Source organism: Dickeya aquatica (genome assembly GCF_900095885.1).
Lineage (GTDB): Bacteria > Pseudomonadota > Gammaproteobacteria > Enterobacterales > Enterobacteriaceae > Dickeya > Dickeya aquatica.
Map to the genome: position 1 here is coordinate 3,327,509 of NZ_LT615367.1, position 17,507 is coordinate 3,345,015.

14 protein-coding genes, 2 tRNA genes and 1 pseudogene are annotated in these 17,507 nt (G+C 54.4%); 10 read left to right on the plus strand and 7 right to left on the minus strand.

The window, feature by feature from the left end:
* Window positions 1-31: 31 nt before the first annotated feature.
* Both ppnN and xni read left to right on the plus strand, forming a co-directional pair.
* Window positions 32-1,396 carry a nucleotide 5'-monophosphate nucleosidase PpnN gene (gene ppnN, locus DAQ1742_RS15160; RefSeq protein WP_035340339.1) on the plus strand — a complete coding sequence of 455 codons (1,365 nt, stop codon included), beginning with the start codon at window positions 32-34 and terminating at the stop codon, window positions 1,394-1,396.
* Window positions 1,397-1,447: 51 nt separating this feature from the next.
* A complete protein-coding gene (gene xni, locus DAQ1742_RS15165) occupies window positions 1,448-2,230 on the plus strand; it encodes a flap endonuclease Xni (RefSeq protein WP_035340337.1) in 783 nt (260 codons plus the stop codon).
* Between the two features lie 44 nt (window positions 2,231-2,274).
* Here the strand turns inward: xni and rlmM are convergent, their stop codons facing one another.
* Genes rlmM through DAQ1742_RS15180 form a run of 3 tightly spaced genes read right to left on the minus strand, consistent with a single transcriptional unit; the run spans window position 2,275 to window position 4,750 of the window.
* Window positions 2,275-3,375: a 23S rRNA (cytidine(2498)-2'-O)-methyltransferase RlmM gene (gene rlmM, locus DAQ1742_RS15170; RefSeq protein ID WP_035340335.1), complete on the minus strand. Its 1,101-nt coding sequence runs from the start codon at window positions 3,373-3,375 to the stop codon at window positions 2,275-2,277.
* A complete protein-coding gene (locus DAQ1742_RS15175; RefSeq protein WP_035340334.1) occupies window positions 3,368-3,763 on the minus strand; it encodes a DUF423 domain-containing protein in 396 nt (131 codons plus the stop codon). The genes rlmM and DAQ1742_RS15175 overlap by 8 nt, the downstream gene beginning before the upstream one ends.
* Window positions 3,764-3,823: 60 nt before the next feature.
* Entirely contained in the window at window positions 3,824-4,750 is a 927-nt protein-coding gene (locus DAQ1742_RS15180; protein ID WP_035340333.1) for a transcriptional regulator GcvA, read from the minus strand.
* 482 nt (window positions 4,751-5,232) lie between these two features.
* Between DAQ1742_RS15180 and csdA the strand changes: the two genes are divergently transcribed.
* Window positions 5,233-6,438, plus strand: coding sequence for a cysteine desulfurase CsdA (gene csdA / locus DAQ1742_RS15185; protein ID WP_035340332.1), 1,206 nt, complete (start codon window positions 5,233-5,235; stop codon window positions 6,436-6,438).
* A gap of 3 nt (window positions 6,439-6,441) precedes the next feature.
* Window positions 6,442-6,885, plus strand: a complete 444-nt coding sequence (csdE, locus tag DAQ1742_RS15190) for a cysteine desulfurase sulfur acceptor subunit CsdE (protein ID WP_035340330.1) — start codon at window positions 6,442-6,444, stop codon at window positions 6,883-6,885.
* Here the strand turns inward: csdE and tcdA are convergent.
* Window positions 6,873-7,697: a tRNA cyclic N6-threonylcarbamoyladenosine(37) synthase TcdA gene (gene tcdA / locus DAQ1742_RS15195; RefSeq protein ID WP_035340329.1), complete on the minus strand. Its 825-nt coding sequence runs from the start codon at window positions 7,695-7,697 to the stop codon at window positions 6,873-6,875. The two genes, csdE and tcdA, sit on opposite strands and share 13 nt — an antisense overlap.
* A gap of 193 nt (window positions 7,698-7,890) precedes the next feature.
* On the opposite strand from tcdA, the gene DAQ1742_RS15200 reads away from it, so the two are divergent.
* From DAQ1742_RS15200 to DAQ1742_RS20905, 3 genes and pseudogenes are all read left to right on the plus strand, one after another.
* Entirely contained in the window at window positions 7,891-8,340 is a 450-nt protein-coding gene (locus tag DAQ1742_RS15200) for a GNAT family N-acetyltransferase (RefSeq protein ID WP_035340327.1), read from the plus strand.
* Between the two features lie 55 nt (window positions 8,341-8,395).
* A pseudogene (locus DAQ1742_RS15205) lies at window positions 8,396-9,364 on the plus strand (D-2-hydroxyacid dehydrogenase family protein); the annotation flags it as partial.
* A 60-nt stretch (window positions 9,365-9,424) separates the two neighbouring features.
* Window positions 9,425-9,871 carry a GNAT family N-acetyltransferase gene (locus DAQ1742_RS20905; RefSeq protein ID WP_197731772.1) on the plus strand — a complete coding sequence of 149 codons (447 nt, stop codon included), beginning with the start codon at window positions 9,425-9,427 and terminating at the stop codon, window positions 9,869-9,871.
* A gap of 48 nt (window positions 9,872-9,919) precedes the next feature.
* Here the strand turns inward: DAQ1742_RS20905 and mltA are convergent, their stop codons facing one another.
* Window positions 9,920-11,068, minus strand: coding sequence for a murein transglycosylase A (mltA, locus tag DAQ1742_RS15210; RefSeq protein WP_180706166.1), 1,149 nt, complete (start codon window positions 11,066-11,068; stop codon window positions 9,920-9,922).
* Window positions 11,069-11,321: 253 nt separating this feature from the next.
* Between mltA and DAQ1742_RS15215 the strand changes: the two genes are divergently transcribed.
* Window positions 11,322-11,398, plus strand: a tRNA-Met gene (locus DAQ1742_RS15215).
* Between the two features lie 52 nt (window positions 11,399-11,450).
* Window positions 11,451-11,527 (plus strand) — tRNA-Met (locus tag DAQ1742_RS15220).
* Window positions 11,528-11,621: 94 nt separating this feature from the next.
* Here the strand turns inward: DAQ1742_RS15220 and amiC are convergent.
* Entirely contained in the window at window positions 11,622-12,860 is a 1,239-nt protein-coding gene (gene amiC / locus DAQ1742_RS15225; protein WP_035340323.1) for an N-acetylmuramoyl-L-alanine amidase AmiC, read from the minus strand.
* A gap of 223 nt (window positions 12,861-13,083) precedes the next feature.
* Between amiC and argA the strand changes: the two genes are divergently transcribed.
* Window positions 13,084-14,409, plus strand: coding sequence for an amino-acid N-acetyltransferase (gene argA / locus DAQ1742_RS15230; RefSeq protein WP_035340321.1), 1,326 nt, complete (start codon window positions 13,084-13,086; stop codon window positions 14,407-14,409).
* 126 nt (window positions 14,410-14,535) lie between these two features.
* Here argA and ptrA read toward each other — a convergent pair whose 3' ends face one another.
* A complete protein-coding gene (gene ptrA / locus DAQ1742_RS15235; RefSeq protein ID WP_035340319.1) occupies window positions 14,536-17,427 on the minus strand; it encodes a pitrilysin in 2,892 nt (963 codons plus the stop codon).
* Window positions 17,428-17,507 lie beyond the last annotated feature (80 nt).

Here is a 17,507-nt window from a genome sequence, read left to right on the forward strand (position 1 = left end):
TGTCGTCGCACACTGCGTTTCAGGGAGTAGCATGATCACACACATTAGCCCGTTAGGGTCCATGGATTTACTGTCGCAGTTGGAAGTGGATATGCTGAAAAGCACCGCCAGCAGCGATCTTTACCGGTTATTTCGTAACTGTTCCCTCGCCGTTCTGAACTCAGGCAGCCAGACGGACAACAGCAAGGAGTTGCTCTCCCGCTACGAGGATTTTGATATCAATGTTCTGCGCCGTGAACGGGGCGTCAAACTGGAGCTGGTCAACCCACCGGAAGAGGCCTTCGTTGATGGTCAAATAATCCGTTCGTTACAAGCCAACCTGTTTGCCGTGTTACGCGACATTCTGTTTGTAAACGGCCAGATAGCCAGTGCCGGCCGCTATCAAACCCTCGACCTTGAAGACAGCACGCATATCACCAACCTGGTCTTCTCCATTCTGCGTAACGCCCGCGCGCTGCACGTTGGGGAAGAGCCGAATCTGGTCGTGTGCTGGGGTGGGCATTCCATCAATGAAATCGAATATCTGTATGCCCGCAAAGTCGGCAGCCAGCTTGGCTTACGCGAACTGAATATCTGCACAGGCTGCGGGCCGGGTGCAATGGAAGCGCCAATGAAAGGTGCCGCCGTTGGTCATGCACAGCAGCGTTATCGTGACGGGCGTTTTATTGGTATGACAGAGCCTTCCATTATCGCCGCCGAGCCCCCTAACCCACTGGTGAATGAACTCATCATCATGCCGGACATTGAAAAGCGTCTGGAAGCGTTTGTGCGTATTGGACATGGCATTATCATTTTCCCAGGCGGCGTAGGAACCGCAGAAGAGTTTCTCTATCTGCTGGGGATCATGATGGACCCGATTAACAGCGAACAGGTACTGCCGATTATTCTCACCGGCCCAGAAGAGAGTGCCGACTATTTCCGGGTGCTGGATGAGTTTATTGTCAGTACGCTCGGTCGTCAGGCACGCCGGTACTACTCGATAATTATCAATGATGCAGCAGAAGTCGCTCGTCAGATGAAAAAGGCCATGCCGCAGGTGAAAGAGCATCGCCGTCATACAGGCGATGCTTACAGTTTTAATTGGTCGCTGCGTATCGCACCCGATTTACAACTGCCGTTTGACCCCACGCACGAGAATATGGCCAATCTCAATCTGCACCCCGATCAACCCGCAGAAGAGCTGGCAGCAACGCTGCGTAAAGCCTTTTCCGGCATCGTTGCCGGTAATGTGAAAGAAGCGGGCATTCGGGCGATTGAGGAAAATGGCCCTTACCGGTTGCATGGCAATGCCAGCATCATGAAAAGTATGGATAGCCTGCTGCGTGATTTTGTCTCTCAGCAGCGCATGAAGTTGCCTGGCAGCGATTATGTGCCGTGCTACGAAATCCACTCCTGACCACCCGGCCGCCATCAGCCTGTTGATGGCGGCAATTTGTGACTCCTGAATATGGCCGTACATCTGCTGATTGTTGATGCCCTTAACCTGATTCGTCGTATCCATGCCGTGCAAGGCTCGCCCTGTCTCAATGCCTGTCGGCATGCTCTGGGCCAGTTGATCCAGCATAGCAAGCCCACGCACGCGGTAGCGGTTTTCGATGACGAGCAGCGCGCACATAGCTGGCGACACCAGTTGCTGGCTGAATACAAAGAGGGCAGAGCGCCAATGCCAGACACGCTGGCACAAGAGCTGCCACACATCAAAGAGGCTTTTCTTGCGATGGGTGTGAACAGCTGGCATTCGCCGGGTAATGAAGCAGACGATCTGGCGGCCACGCTAGCCTGCAAAGTGGCCGCTCAGGGGCATCAGGCGACGATTGTCTCAACCGATAAAGGCTACTGCCAGCTACTGGCTCCTGCCGTGCGCATTCGGGATTATTTTCAAAAGCGCTGGCTGGATATGCCCTTTATCGCCGGAGAATTTGGCGTGAAACCGGCACAATTACCAGACTACTGGGGGCTTGCGGGCATCAGTAGCAGTAAGATCCCCGGTGTCAGCGGCATCGGGCCCAAAACGGCCGCACAACTGCTCCAGCAAGCCGACTCGCTGGAGATATTGTATCAGCAACTGGAACAGGTCCCTGAAAAGTGGCGTCACAAACTGCTATCACACAAGGATATGGCCTATCGCTGCCGCGAAGTGGCCACGCTCAAAACCGACCTGCAACTTAACGGCAATCTTCAGCAACTGCGTCTGCCTGCGGCTGGAACTGGCGTACCGCCGTCATACTGACGGCGGGCATCATCGTACACTACTGCGCAGCCTGGCAGTGGTACTTAACGCTCATCACGCCGACCGGGGATTGCCCCCCAAATACGCCGCACATGCACGGTTATCTCTTCACGATCGTGATAGAGGTGTTTGGCATGCACTTCAAAATTAATACCCTGTTCCTCAAGTCGCTGTGATAACTGGGCAAGATTCTGCACCACTTCCTCATAACGCTTTTTCATAGGCAGTTTGAGGTTGAAGATAACCTCACGACACCAGCCATTAACCAGCCAGTCACCCATGCGGCTGGTGACTTTGGCAGGCTTCTCTACCATGTCACACACCAGCCAGTAAATATTATTGCGCGGCGGCTCAAAGCGGAAACCATCTGCCTGCTGGTGCATCACCTGACCGGTGTCCATCAGGTCTGGTGACATCATGCCGTTATCTACCGCATACACCATCATGCTGCGCTTCACCAATTGATAGGTCCAGCCGCCGGGGCACGCGCCTAAATCCACCGCATACATGCCGCTGGCAAGGCGCTCATCCCACTCATCGGCAGGCACGAAAACATGAAACGCTTCTTCCAGCTTCAGGGTTGAACGGCTTGGCGCATCCGCCGGGAATTTCAGGCGCGGGATCCCCATATAAAACGGTGAGTTATTGTTGCTGTAAGAGTACCCCACATAACAACAGCCAGGCGCGATAAACAGCACATGGATAACCGGACGACTGCCTTTTTCCTGCGACAGCAAAATACGGTTTTCACGCAATGCAGCACGCAGTGGCACGGTAAACTTGCGGCAGAACTTCATCAGCTCTTTGCTTTCGTTGGTATCGGGCACTTCAACACGCAACTCTCCGGCACGCTCCATCACACCGGTCAACATCCCCACGATGGGCGCGATGCGATCATCCGGCGGCAAGTCACGCAGCAACTCCCCACACACCATCATCTGGCGGGCAAAGACCAGTTCCTTAAACGGCAGCGTTTTGATTAAGCGATCGGCATCTTCATGCTGATAACATTCAAAAATGACATAACCGCTGTTGTCTTTCACGCGGACAAAACCATACACCTCATAGCGTGCGGCTTTATCGGTTATCTCCGCCGCACACTCTTTTTCAAAACCGGGGCGACAGTACAAAATGACTTTATTCATGTGACTCAGCCCTGCCTTTCAGGCGTAGGGCTCCGATTAACAGTAACAACCATCCCGCCAGGAAGCAGAGGCCTCCCACCGGCGTGATAAACACCCAAAAACGCCAATACGACAACGCCAGACAGTAAAGACTGCCACTAAACAGCACGATACCCAGCGCCAGCAATGCCGCACTCCAGTAAAACCAGACATTCACCCGCTGACACATCGCCACCGCTAACACCAAAATCACCAGCGTATGAAATGCCTGATATTGTAAGCCGGTATGTAACCAGGCCATTTGGGTTTCGCCCAGCGCTTTACTTAACACATGTGCCCCGAACGCGCCCAGCGCGACGTACACCAGCCCGCTGATGGCGGCAAAAATCAGCATAAAACGGCTATTCATTGTTTAGCCCACACCTTTATGTTTAACAAGATGAGTATTCAACTCGCCACATACACAGCCTCAGCGCGACGAATTGTCATAACGAAACCGGAATTTTTCCTGTTCACTCGCCGCGCGCGCGAGGATCCATTGACGAAAAGCGGCTATTTTACCCAGTTCCGCCTGGCTGTCATGGCAAACCAGATAAAATGCATTTTTACTGACCAATACATCATTGAACGGACAGACCAGCCTGCCTGCTTCAATTTCCGTCTGCGCCATCACATTATTGGCCAGCGCCACGCCCTGACCGTGAATGGCCGCCTGCAACACCATCGCGCTATGGCTGAAAATCGGCCCTTGCTGCACATTAATCTGCGCTATCCCTAACTGACGGGTATACGCCAGCCAGTCACGGCGCGAGGCATCATGTAGCAGGGTATGCCATGCCAAATCCTCCGGCGTTTTCAACGGATGCTCACCCGCCAGCAATTGCGGAGCACACACTGGCAACAGATATTCCGCATAGAGTTTTTCCACCCTCATGCCCGGCCAGTTACCTCGCCCATAGAAAATCGCCACGTCCACATCATCAGACAGCCGCTCCTCTTCCCGGTCTACCGCCTGAATACGCACATCGATGCCGGGGTATTCCGAGTTAAAACTCGACAGGCGCGGCACCAGCCAGTGAATGGCAAAACTGGGCAACAGGCTGACAGTGAGCGCCCCTTTGGCACTGCGCGCCTGTAGCTTACGCGTGGCTTCATTCAGCGCGGAAAAAATCTCTTTGATATCGAGAAAATAGCTCTGCCCTTCTTCCGTTAATAACAGCGAACGGTTACGGCGACGGAACAATTTCAGGCCAAGAAAATCCTCCAGCGATTTTATCTGGTGGCTGACAGCAGCCTGAGTCACGAACAACTCTTCAGCCGCTCGGGTAAAACTGAGGTGGCGGGCAGCAGCATCAAAAACACGTAAAGCATTGAGGGGTGGCAATCGTTTGGACATAAACCGGATTCTTCATATATGGCTATGGTGCACCCAGGGAGCAGTTCCCACCATTTGCTATTAGTTTTTTTAATCCGAGGCATTATAAATTGTCCGTTGAGGATGCACCAGCAAATACCTATAGTAGCGCCACTTCCCTGAGCCGGAACGAAAAGCGCAAAAGGTTAACGGACGTGCTTTTGGCTTGTGGTTGTGATGTTGTGTTTGCTATTTATTTACTGTCTGCATTTCAGACGCTGGTAGCCAGTCTACCTTTCATTTCCTGTATATTTACCCTGTCTGTCTAAGTGATTTTTGCATAGCACCGCAGTTTGCGGTGCTTTTTTTTTGCCTAAAAATCATAGTATTCCACAATACACCGGGAGTTACCGCCGTGCGTACCGGTGTGCGACGTGATGCGTTCGCCCAGGTATTCAGCGCCGCGCAAAACTTGTATCGGGCAAGAAAATGCGACAGGATCGGCCTCTTAGCAGAGGAGCACCATGAAACCGTTTAACCCCGGGCATTTTCGCCAGCAATTTCCAGCCTTGGAGCACGGCAGCGTCTATCTTGATAGCGCCGCCACCGCATTGAAACCGAACGCGGTCATTTGTGCGGTAGAGCACTGCTATACCGCAGAAAGCGGCAATGTTCACCGCAGCCAGCATCACTCCGCCAGACGGTTGACGGATGCGTTTGAACAGGCGCGCGCAACCGTGGCCCGCTTCATCGGCGCACCGCAGGCGCGCAGCGTTATCTGGACCCGAGGCACTACTGAGTCTATCAACCTGGTGGCGCAGTGCTATGCGAGGCCCCGCCTGCAACCCGGCGACGAAATTCTGGTCAGTGAAGGCGAGCACCATGCCAATTTAATCCCGTGGCTAACAGTGGCGCAGCAAACCGGAGCTCGCGTCGTCAAACTCCCGTTAGGCAAAGATTATCAGCCCGCGCTTCCTGCACTGCGTGCCCTGCTGACGCCGCGTACCCGGTTGCTGGCCATCAGCCAGATGTCTAACGTTACGGGTGCAATGCCCGATTTGCATCAGGCGGTGACGCTTGCACATCAGGCCGGCGCGGTGGTGATGGTCGATGGCGCACAAGGCGTCGTCCACCGCGCCATCGATGTGGATGCACTGGATATTGATTTTTACGCCTTTTCCGGCCACAAACTGTTTGGCCCAACCGGCATTGGCGTGCTGTATGGCAAGGCGGAATTACTGGAAGCCATGCCCCCCTGGCTTGGCGGCGGCAAAATGATGAGTCAGGTGTCGTTCGATGGCTTTACCCCACAGGCGATTCCACAACGTTTTGAGGCAGGCACGCCGCACATTGCTGGCGTATTAGGGCTGGCTGCGGCCATCGACTGGTGGTGCCAGCAAGACCGGCACGGCGCAGACAAACACAGCGTCATGCTGGCCGAACAGGCCGAGCAACAGTTAAGTGCTCTTGCCGGGTTTCGCAGTTTTCGCGCCACCGGCTCAAGCCTGCTGTCATTCACCGTTGATGGGGTACATCATCATGACCTTGCCACTCTGGTGGCACAGTCTGGCGTGGCAATACGCGCCGGGCACCACTGCGCGCAACCCTTGATGAGTGCGCTGGGGGTTGAAGGAACGTTGCGCGCCTCTTTTGCCCCTTATAATCAGCCGCAGGATGTCGCACATCTTATTCAGGCTATCCGCAACGCGTTGGAATTACTGGCAGATTGAATCATGACGACTGAAACAACCCATCACCCGTTTGGCACCGACATTCCAGCCGCCATGCTATTGACGCGCTTTGCCGCCTGCCGCAGTTGGGAAGAACGCTACCGCCAGTTGATCCTGCTGGCCAAAGCGCTCCCTCCCCTGCCTGAAGCGCTGCGTGACCCGGCTATCGCGCTATCTGGCTGTGAAAACCGCGTCTGGCTCGGTTATCAACGCCGGGAGGATGGCTCGTTACATTTTTATGGCGACAGTGACGGGCGCATCGTACGCGGCCTGCTGGCGGTTCTGCTCACCTCGGTTGAGGGGCAAACTGCGCAGACACTACGCCAGCGTGACCCGCTGGCGCTGTTTGATGCGCTGGGACTGCGCGAGGAGCTAAGCGCCTCACGCGCCGGTGGCCTCAGCGCGCTGGCTACACGGATTAACGCCATTGCCCATCAGGAAGCCTGATGCTGCGCTGCTAACCGGGCATCGCGCGCCATCATTTTTTTAAGCGCATGTGAAACGGCCACAAAGCCAAAGGTTGCCGTCACCATGGTGGCTGCGCCGAACCCGGCCGAACAGTCCATGCGTTTCACACCATCGGCGCTGCTGCGCGAAGCACAGACCGTACCGTCCGGCTGGGGGTACATCAGCGGCTCGCTGGAAAACACACAGTCAATACCGAGTTTGCCTTTGCTATTTTTAACGATGTTAAAATCCTGCTTCAGGCGCTCACGCAGCTTCGCCGCCAGCGGATCTTGAATGGTTTTTGCCAAATCAGCGACCTCGATACGGGTAGGATCAATCTGCCCGCCTGCGCCACCGGTGGTTACCACCGGGATTTTATGGCGGCGGCACCAGGCCAGCAATGCGGCTTTCGGGCGCACGCTATCAATGGCATCAATCACATAACTAAAGTTGTGATTCAGCAACCCGGCAACGTTATCTGCACTAATAAAGTCATCGACACAGTGCACCTGGCACTCCGGGTTTATCGCCAGAATACGCGCGGCCATCACCTCGGTTTTAAGCTGGCCGGTGTGCTGGCGCAGAGCGTGGATCTGGCGGTTGGTGTTACTGATGCACACATCATCCATGTCTATCAGCGTAATTGCGCCAATACCGGTACGCGCCAGCGCCTCTGCCGCCCACGAGCCGACACCACCAATGCCAATCACGCACACATGCGCCCCGGCGAAAAGCGACAAGGCCCGCTGCCCATACAACCGCGCGGTTCCGCTAAAACGCTGCAAATAACTTTCGGATAGTTGCGTACTCATGATTCACCTTCGCCTCATAAAAACGGCTGCGATAATACCCCACTCAGACCGGTTTGCGCAGTGCTATCGGGCATGAGATAGCCGCTCAGCCACCTGAAACAGCATTCAGGTGGCGTTGGCATCGCGTTTTTGTTTTCAACCCGGCCCAATTCGTGCTGATATTCCTGTTACCCAGCATCTATCTGGAGGCCGTATGCGCCTTGAACAGGTTCCGGCAACGCTATCTGACATCCCGTACTTACTGCAATTACGCCAGCTCACCATGGCCGGATATCTCGCTGACATCGGAGCGCCAACCGATAATGACAGCCTGATGCAACGCGTGCTTTATGCATTCGAGCACGCCTATCTCGTGCTGGCAGACGGCAAACCGGCCGGGTTATTAAAATATGCCTTTGTGCCAGACGCACAGCACTGGTATTTAATGCAGATTCAAATTCACCCGGATTTTCAAAACCGGGGGCTCGGCCGGTTACTGATAGAGTCGCTCATCGCCAGGGCCTCAGCACAACGCCAGCCGGTAGTGTTAAGTGTGCTAAAAAATAACCCGGCCCGCCTGTTGTATCAGCGTCTTGGCTTTGAGATTACCGGTGAAGGTGACCGGGAGTTCACGATGTGTCACCCGCCGGGAAAACCCACATAACAAGCGCAAGTCACCTGCCTCGCCACTGACGAAAACAATGACAAGGAATAACCGTATGCACATCGCCATACTGGATGATTATCAGGATGCAGTCCGCCATCTCGACTGCTTTTCCCTGCTTAACGCGCATCACGTCACCATCCTGAACCAGACCTTCACTGACGAAGAACAACTGGCGGCCCGTTTACAGGATGCCGACGCACTGGTACTTATCCGTGAGCGCACCCACATTACCGACACCCTCCTTGCCAGACTGCCCCGCGTAAAGCTCATCAGCCAGACCGGTAAAATCAGCCAGCATATTGACGTAGCGGCCTGCCAGCGCCGGGGCGTTACCCTCGCTGAAGGCCGAGGCTCGCCGGTTGCCCCAGCCGAGCTCTGCTGGGCATTGATTATGGCGGCCTCGCGCCATCTGCCGCAGTACCATCACGCGTTACAATGCCCGCATACCCGATGCGAGGCTGAACGCGGCTGGCAACAAAGCGGGCTCCCCACATTAGGCCGCACGCTGGAAGGGCTGACGCTCGGTATCTGGGGTTTTGGCAATATTGGTCAGCGCATAGCCCGCTATGGCGCAGCATTTGGCATGCAGATATTGATATGGGGCAGCGAGGCGTCGCGGGTCAGGGCGCAAACGATGGGGTATGAAGCGGCTGCAAGCAAAGCGGCATTTTTTGCCCGCGCAGATGTGTTGTCACTGCATTTACGCCTTAATGATGCCACCCGTCACAGTGTGACACAGGCCGACCTGGCGCTGATGAAGCCGGACGCCCTGTTTGTCAATATCAGCCGCGCTGAACTGGTGGAGCCGGGCGCACTCTGGCAGGTTTTATCCGCGAACCCGCACCGGCAGGCCGCGCTGGATGTGTTCAGTCATGAACCGGCGAGCAAAGAAAGCGAGCCGTTGCTCCGGTTGCCGAATGTACTGGCGACACCGCATATCGGCTACGTGGAGCGCAACAGTTACGAACTCTATTTCCGCCTGGCCTTCGAAAATGTGCTGGCGTTTGCCGCTGAAAAGCCGGAGGAACCGGCAACACAGGCACAGAAACCACGCCCGTTGCCCGTGACCTTCCGTAAAGCCATGCGCACCGATGCTCACGCCGCATTCGCCCTGCGCAATCGCGCGATTATACAGGGCTGCGCGGAGCACTATCCGCCGGACTCACTGCAACGCTGGGCAGGCGGCCCGCTCAGTCAATCGTTCGAAAATACGGTAACAGACCGTTTTTATCTGGCGGAACACGCCCAGCGTATCGTCGCAACCGGCATGATAAACCTCGATAACGGCATGATTGACGCGATTTTTGTTGAACCGGATGTCATGGGCCAGGGCATCGGGCGCGCCATGATGCAGTATCTGGAAGGTAAAGCCCGTTCTGCCGGGCTTAAGGAACTGCATCTGGAAGCCAGCCTGAATGCAGCGGCGTTTTATCACTCACTGGGTTTTTGCGGTGATGAGCCAAGCCTTCACCATTCCCCGCGTGGATTTTCGCTGGCGTGTATTCCGATGGTGAAATCACTGCGCTGACGCACGGTGCCTTGCTGCCGTTTAATGCAGGCAAGGCACTTGAGCAGTTTAATTCGGATTGCTCACCAAAACCCCGTCTGCATTGCGGTTGCCAGAGCTCAACAGCGGCATGGCCGAGGCAGACTGGCCTTTCAGCACCCATACCCGGCCATAATGGTTGTAATAACCGGCGGCATGGCCTGCCTCTGTACCAATCCCCTGATAGATATCAAAATGCTGCCCTTTTATTGCACCACCGACATCCAGCGCCACCATGAGACGCATCTCATACTTACCGGTGAACTTACCCTGATTATCCAACAACGGGACTTCAGCCAGTAATGTGGTGCCGGGTGGAATTAAGCTGCGATCGGAAGCAACAGACGCGCGAGCCACCAGCGGGACGGCACTGGCCCCTTTAACCGGCATTGACGCCATCGGTTTAAAAAACACAAACGACGGGTTTTGCTCCAATAATTCACGCACCGCCGCTTCGCTATGGCGCTCCGCCCATTGCCGAATCGCCTGCATCGACATCGCTTCCTTCGCCACCTCACCCCGGTCAATCAGCACCTTACCAATGCTGCGATAGGCATGGCCATTTTTGCCCGCATAGCCAAAAAAGGTCAGCGGGCTGCCATCACCAAAATCGACGTAGCCACTGCCCTGCACTTCCATCATGAAGTTATCCATCAGCGAGTTCGTCCAGGCGATCGCCAACTGGCTACTTAATGCACCCGCATAAATAGAGGCTCGGTCTGGCAAACGGCGGTTTTTCCCGGCAGAAGGCATCGCATACAGCGGAAAGCGGAACTCCCCCTGAGGCGTGTGGCGCGCCTGCACCACCGGAGTGTAGTAGCCGGTGAACTGGACATTGCCAAAATTGTCTACCCCTTCCATTTGCCAGGCATTCAAGCCAAAACTGCGACAGCTGACGCGTATCCCCCCGGATTGCAGCCAGTTCGCAATGGACTGAAACACCGCACTATTTCGGGAGTAAAGTCCCGGCGAGGCAGACTGGATTCGACTAACCTGCTGCATAAAATCGCCGCCATTTGCCGGTGAACCGCTGGCATTCGGCGTATTGACCCACTCAAACGGTTGATCAAGACGTCCATCCTTGTATTGCTGACCACGATCGCCGGGCCGAGTCTGACAGCCGGCCAGTATCGCGATAACCACACCGGTCAGCACGTATTTCCCCCACCATCCTTTCATTTTTTGCGCGCTCTCTTTTACTGACTGAATAACAGCATCACTGACGAACAGCCCTGCTGGATAACCTCATTTTCATGACGCGAAACGATAGCAAACGGGCCAGGAGAATAAAACGCGCCAGCATAAAACCACACATATTCGTTCTAAAAACCACCACTCAGGCGATGTTTTCGCCAGTTAAGGTAAAAACGACAACTATTTGCAAAAAGGAGTTGCATCAAAATGAACGCGGAGTATAGTGCGCATCCACGGACGCGGGGTGGAGCAGCCTGGTAGCTCGTCGGGCTCATAACCCGAAGGTCGTCGGTTCAAATCCGGCCCCCGCAACCAATTGATGTTTAAGCATCAAAGAAAGTTAAGCATCAAGAAGAAGAGAGACGGACGCGGGGTGGAGCAGCCTGGTAGCTCGTCGGGCTCATAACCCGAAGGTCGTCGGTTCAAATCCGGCCCCCGCAACCAATCAATGTCTCAAACAAGAGAACACCCTGACGGGTGTTTTTTTATGCCTGCCTTTTCAGTTTTCACCCTCGGTACCGTTTATCCCATTGTTCATTTAGCGAACCTGTGCGGCAAAATAGGCTTTAATCCCTTCCAGAATCGATTGCGCCACCTGCGTCTGAAAATGTGTGGTACGCAGCTTGCGCTCCTCTTCCAGATTGCTGATAAACGCCGTTTCGACCAACACCGAGGGAATATCTGGTGCCTTTAGCACCGCAAACCCGGCCTGATCGACACGATTTTTATGCAGACGATTCACCCCGCCTAACCGATGCAGAATTTCGTTGCCAAACTTCAGGCTGTCATTAATCGTCACCGTTTGCACCATATCGAACATGGTGCTGTCAAGATACCTGTCGCCGCTGAGACTCACACCGCCAATCAAATCAGATTCGTTTTGCGTTTGTGCCAGATAGCGCGCCGCCGAGCTGGTCGCCCCTTTTTTCGATAACGCAAAAACCGAAGACCCCCGCGCAGCGCGATCGCTAAAGGCATCGGCGTGAATGGAGACAAACAGATCGGCCCGCTGTTTACGGGCTTTCGCAACCCGGACATTGAGCGGAATGAACACGTCCTCATTACGAGTCATGTAGGCTTTCATATTGGGTTCGCGCTCGATTAGCGCCTTCAGACGACGGGCGATTTGTAACACCACATCTTTTTCCCGGGTACGATTTTTCCCTATCGCACCGGGGTCTTCTCCGCCATGCCCTGGGTCAAGCATGATAACCAGCGGCCGCTCACGTCCGGCTCGCCCGGTTTTGGGCGTTTCAGGCGGCAGGGTTCGCTCCAGTTCGCCTTTGTTGTAATCCTCAAGCAGTGCCAGCAGCGGGTCTTCTGCATTATCGTAACGCCCGGATACCGGATAGAGATCCAGCACCAGGCGGTGACGAAACCCGGCCACCGGCGTCAGCGTAAACAATCTCGGCTCAACCTGCTGGCGTAATTCCAGTACCAGTCGCACCGTGTTCTGATCAAACTGCCCGACACGCGCGGCTTTAATAAAAGGATCGGTACGCGCAAACTGGCGGCTCGCACTCTTCAGGGCGCTATTGAGCGCAACATTCTCAATATCCACCACCAGACGAGGCGGATTATCCAGCACGAACTGGCGATAGCTGAGCGGCAGATTTGACTCCAGCGTCATACGGGTATAAGCAGAAGAGGGCCATACGCGTACGGCGATAACCTGGGACGAAGCCGCCAGCCCGACGCCACTGAGACTCAGTAGCCAGGTGGCAGCCGCGCCCTGTAATAATTGGCGACGACTGAGTCGAGGCATTGGATAAGACATGAAACTCCACTAATGGCTAATAAAATCAGGCAGATTAGATAAAGCGAAAAAAACTTTAACCAATCCCGCCCTGACTGTCATGCAAAAATCATCGTTCAGCGTTTTACTGTTCGGGAAGGTGCAAACCATACAGGCCATCAGACGGGAAAGTTATCGCTTGCCTTTTGGTTTGGTAAGAATAAAAATACGAAAATATCGAATAAAAATTCAAAGAGGGCTCGCAGTGAAGGAACGTAGTACAGAACTGGTTCAAGGCTTCCGCCACTCAGTTCCTTACATCAATGCACATCGTGGTAAAACCTTTGTCATCATGCTGGGCGGCGAAGCAATTGAGCATGAAAATTTTGCCAATATCGTCAATGACATCGGGCTGTTGCACAGTCTGGGTATCAAACTGGTGGTGGTCTATGGTGCCAGACCGCAGATTGATGCCAATTTGATGGCACACAACTACGAGCCCCGCTACCACAAGCATACCCGGGTCACAGACAGCACCACGCTGGAACTGGTGAAACAGGCCGCCGGCATGCTGCAACTGGATATTACGGCCCGTCTGTCAATGAGCCTGCTCAACACGCCCTTGCAGGGAGCACACATTAACGTGGTCAGCGGCAATTTTATTATTGCCCAGCCGCTTGGCGTCGATGATGGCGTGGACTACTGCCACAGCGGCCGTATTCGCCGCATTGATGAAGATGCGCTGCAACGCCAGCTTGACAGTGGTGCCATCGTGTTGCTTGGCCCGGTCGCGGTTTCGGTTACCGGAGAAAGCTTTAACCTCACCTCGGAAGAAGTCGCCACCCAGTTGGCCATCAAACTGAAAGCCGAGAAAATGATTGGCTTTTGTGCCTCACAAGGGGTGACAAACGAAGAAGGCGTGATTGTCTCGGAATTACTGCCTGATGAAGCCCAGCAGCGCCTTCAGGTGCTGGAGGAAGCCGGTGATTACAACTCTGAAATCGTGCGCTTCCTGCGCGGTGCGGTAAAAGCCTGCCGCAGCGGTGTGCGTCGCAGCCATCTGATTAGTTATCAGGAAGATGGCGCGTTACTGCAAGAATTGTTCTCCCGGGATGGTATCGGCACGCAAATCGTTATGGAAAGCGCAGAACAGGTGCGCCGCGCCACCATTAATGATATCGGCGGTATTCTGGAGTTAATTCGTCCGCTGGAACAGCAAGGTATTTTGGTGCGCCGTTCGCGTGAACAACTGGAAATGGAGATAGACAAATTCACCGTGGTGGTGAGAGACAACCTGACCATTGCCTGTGCTGCACTCTACCCGTTTCCGGAAGAGAGTATTGGTGAGATGGCTTGCGTTGCCGTGCACCCGGAGTACCGCAACTCCTCACGCGGCGACCAACTGCTCCATCATGTCTCGGCTCAAGCCCGTCAGCAGGGGTTACAACGGCTATTCGTACTGACCACCCACAGTATTCACTGGTTTCAGGAGCGCGGTTTCAAGCCTGTCGAGGTAGAGATGCTGCCCAAGCGTAAGCAAGAGCTGTATAACTATCAACGCCGCTCCAAAATTCTGGTCACCGACCTGTAATTCTCCGACCTGAAATCTTTCTCCCTACCCCGCGAGGCTCCTGGCCTCACGGGGTTTATCTGGCTAATGGCTGGTGGTAAGCGCAGTGCAATCCCCCCCTGAGCCAAACCACCCGTCACACCGCGATTACGGTGAGGCCGTTGTGACCCGATTCGTTAACCCCAGTGTCTGCTGTAAGGCTGAGGTAGAGGTGTATGGCTGCCACTGCTCGGGTCTGGCATAGTCGGCTTTTTCATGCGCACTACCAGAAATCTGTGACAACAACGCTAACCCCTGCGGTTGTAAAGCCTGCCGGAAGAAGCCCAGCAACTGGGGTGCAGAGATAGACGCTATCTGGCCTATCAGTTGTTGTCGGGTATCAAAATCGACGTTTTCCCGCTCCAAATCACCGCGCAGCCGCGCCGCCTCTTCATCCAGCGTCTGCGGAGGGTGGCTCAGAGTGTTAATAAGCCCTTGTTTATTTTGAGTAAAATCAGACTCACTCATCGTTTCCAGCCGCTGTTGTGCTTTGGCAAAAAAATCCTGATAGCGCTGATAGAGATAAGCCGGTTGCTGGCTGTTACTTTGCAACAGAAAACCGATCCCCCATTGCTTATCAAGCGAAACCGGCGTAGCAAAAACCGCATAACCAAGCTGTTCATCCGTGCGCAGTTGCGTATAAAACCAGGGATGCACGATTTGCCCCAGTAATTTACTGTACGCCGCACTTTGAATCTCGCTATACCCCACGGGAATATATACCGCCGCCAGCGCCGAATCCGTGCCGGTTACGCGCTGTTCAAGCAAGGCGCGCTGCGGTTTATTGACCGTGACTGACTCGCCATGCCACCACTGTGTACCACTACACCCTAACTGCTCGCGCAGACGATACGACAAGCTGACCACATCGGCCTGCGCCACATTCCCGACCACCAACATCTCCGGCGTAGCCTGCTGTAGTAATGCATTACGGTATGCCACCAATTCAGGCACCGTAATCGCTTGCAGTAACTTACGACGCTCGCTGCGCTCGCTATAAGGCACCACCGACAACCCTCGCAGCGGAAACATCGCCTGCTCGTAAGCTTTCGCTTTGTCTGCCGCGTCCAGTTGTTCGGCATACCATGACTTTGCCTGCTGGAGTTGCTCTGGTGTCGGAGTAAAGCTGGCATATTGTTGCACCATCGACATCAGCAACGCCGGTAAATGCTGGGTATAACCGCTCGCAGTCATCACTAACCCATCATTACTGCCGGTAGAAAAACTGATGCCCCCGACCGATGCCTGATAGCTCAGGGCATCTAACGCAACCCCTGCCAGATAATCATTAAGCGCAAACAACACCTGATGGCGAGCCGAATCACTGGCAAGGCGGTTGCGCAGCATCAGGGTAATATCCGCTTTAGGCTCACCGGCAAAATAGCGACTCGGCATATAAAAAACGCGCAACCCCGTCTCATCAACAATTTTTTTCGGATGAGTGACAGCCGCATCCGCCGCAATAAGGGAGAAATCGTCAGGGATATAAGGGTTTGGCACAGGCAGGCTTAACGTCATCGACGCAGCCATCTGCTGCCAGCGGCTAAAGCGCTGATCGCCGATTTTATCCACCTGGTAAGGTGCATCGACAAAATAGGCTTTTTTATTATGGGGTTGCTCCGGGCTTATCAGCCAGATGCGCGCATTTTGCGGTGTCATCGCCGCCAGTCTGTGGCGAATTGCCGCAGGGTCGAACCGATCGGCCACATAGGGGCCTTCCAGAATATATTCTACGGGTAAACGCAGCAGGCTATCGGCCAGCCACTCGACATAGTCCATATCCCGCCTCATGGAGGGATAGCGAAAATCAATGCCCAGCACCCGAGATATTTCATCAAAATAGCCCGGCTGGATCCCTTCCTGACGGATTTTCTCCAGATACTGGAATACGGCAGCAATCACGTCATCCTGTTGCGCCAGGCCTTTATCCGTCAAATCCACACTGACATTAAAAACCCCGCTGCTACGCTCAGACATAGGATCGGAACTGGCACGTATCGACTCGGCCAGCCCCTGACGCTGCAACCAGTCAGACAAGGTATTAGGACTGCGATTTCCTATCAAATAACTAATATAGGTATCCGTCTTACTGCGAAATGCCTGGCTGTCGTTCGCTATCCTGAACTCTATCTTCAACTGTTTACGTGGCTGTGCCGGGACGTAATGAATCAACACGCCGCGCTGTTCCTCTGTTACCACTGGTGCACTAATGGGCGGCACACTGGCCTCATGATTAGCTATACGCCCAAATGTCGATGCCGCGATTGCCGCCAGCTCAGGCAACGGCGACTTACCGTAAATCACCCCTTTCATGAGATTGGCTGAATAGTAACGCTGGTAAAAACGTACCAGCTCATCATGCAGTTTACTGTCTGGTTTATCGCTGAGTGTTTCCAGATTCCCGCCAGCGAAACGGGCTCCTGGGTGTTCAGGGTTAATGGTCTCAGCTTCAACCTGCTCCATACGTAACCCATCACGGGCACGGGCCATCGTCAGTTCGGCGTTCACCGCATGACGCTCTCTGTCCGCATTGACCGGGTCAAGCAACGGTGCGGCTATCGCATCCGCCAGGCGATCGACGGCCATCGGCAACGCATCATTTTCCACTTCCAGATAAAATGCCGTGCGATAAGAGGCCGTGCTGGCATTATGGCTACCGCCATGCATTTTCAGAAATTCGGCCAGCCCATCTGATTGTGGATAGCGCGTAGAGCCCATCAACAACATGTGTTCAAGATAATGTGCCAGCCCCGGCTGTTGCGGTGGGTTATCAAGCGAGCCGACCGGCAACGCCAGCGCAGCGAGCGAGTGAGCAGCCTGCTCGTCTGATATCAACAACACGGTCATATCATTATCAAGGCGTATTGCCTGATACTGCCGTGTATCGTTTTCACTCTTGCGAATTGTCTGGGGGAGAGGTTGCCAGCCATCGGCCGCATAACTGAACGGAAACCAGAAAAAGAGCAGCACTACGCTTAACCAACCACATACTTTCCGCATTCATTTCTCCCAGAAATGTCCATCGTTTCAAAAAAACCATACAAAAGATGAGTCTCGCCAGACCACTCGCTGAAGCGACA

Excerpts from the sequence above, each read along its gene's own strand:
- DAQ1742_RS15175 (WP_035340334.1), bottom strand. The coding sequence starts at position 3,763 with ATGAATAGCCGTTTTATGCTGATTTTTGCCGCCATCAGCGGGCTGGTG.
- mltA (WP_180706166.1), bottom strand. The coding sequence starts at position 11,068 with ATGAAAGGATGGTGGGGGAAATACGTGCTGACCGGTGTGGTTATCGCG.
- amiC (WP_035340323.1), bottom strand. The coding sequence starts at position 12,860 with ATGTCTTATCCAATGCCTCGACTCAGTCGTCGCCAATTATTACAGGGC.
- ppnN (WP_035340339.1), top strand. The coding sequence starts at position 32 with ATGATCACACACATTAGCCCGTTAGGGTCCATGGATTTACTGTCGCAG.
- csdE (WP_035340330.1), top strand. The coding sequence starts at position 6,442 with ATGACGACTGAAACAACCCATCACCCGTTTGGCACCGACATTCCAGCC.
- ptrA (WP_035340319.1), bottom strand. The coding sequence starts at position 17,427 with ATGCGGAAAGTATGTGGTTGGTTAAGCGTAGTGCTGCTCTTTTTCTGG.
- rlmM (WP_035340335.1), bottom strand. The coding sequence starts at position 3,375 with ATGAATAAAGTCATTTTGTACTGTCGCCCCGGTTTTGAAAAAGAGTGT.
- DAQ1742_RS20905 (WP_197731772.1), top strand. The coding sequence starts at position 9,425 with ATGCGCACCGATGCTCACGCCGCATTCGCCCTGCGCAATCGCGCGATT.
- csdA (WP_035340332.1), top strand. The coding sequence starts at position 5,233 with ATGAAACCGTTTAACCCCGGGCATTTTCGCCAGCAATTTCCAGCCTTG.
- DAQ1742_RS15200 (WP_035340327.1), top strand. The coding sequence starts at position 7,891 with ATGCGCCTTGAACAGGTTCCGGCAACGCTATCTGACATCCCGTACTTA.
- DAQ1742_RS15180 (WP_035340333.1), bottom strand. The coding sequence starts at position 4,750 with ATGTCCAAACGATTGCCACCCCTCAATGCTTTACGTGTTTTTGATGCT.
- tcdA (WP_035340329.1), bottom strand. The coding sequence starts at position 7,697 with ATGAGTACGCAACTATCCGAAAGTTATTTGCAGCGTTTTAGCGGAACC.
- xni (WP_035340337.1), top strand. The coding sequence starts at position 1,448 with ATGGCCGTACATCTGCTGATTGTTGATGCCCTTAACCTGATTCGTCGT.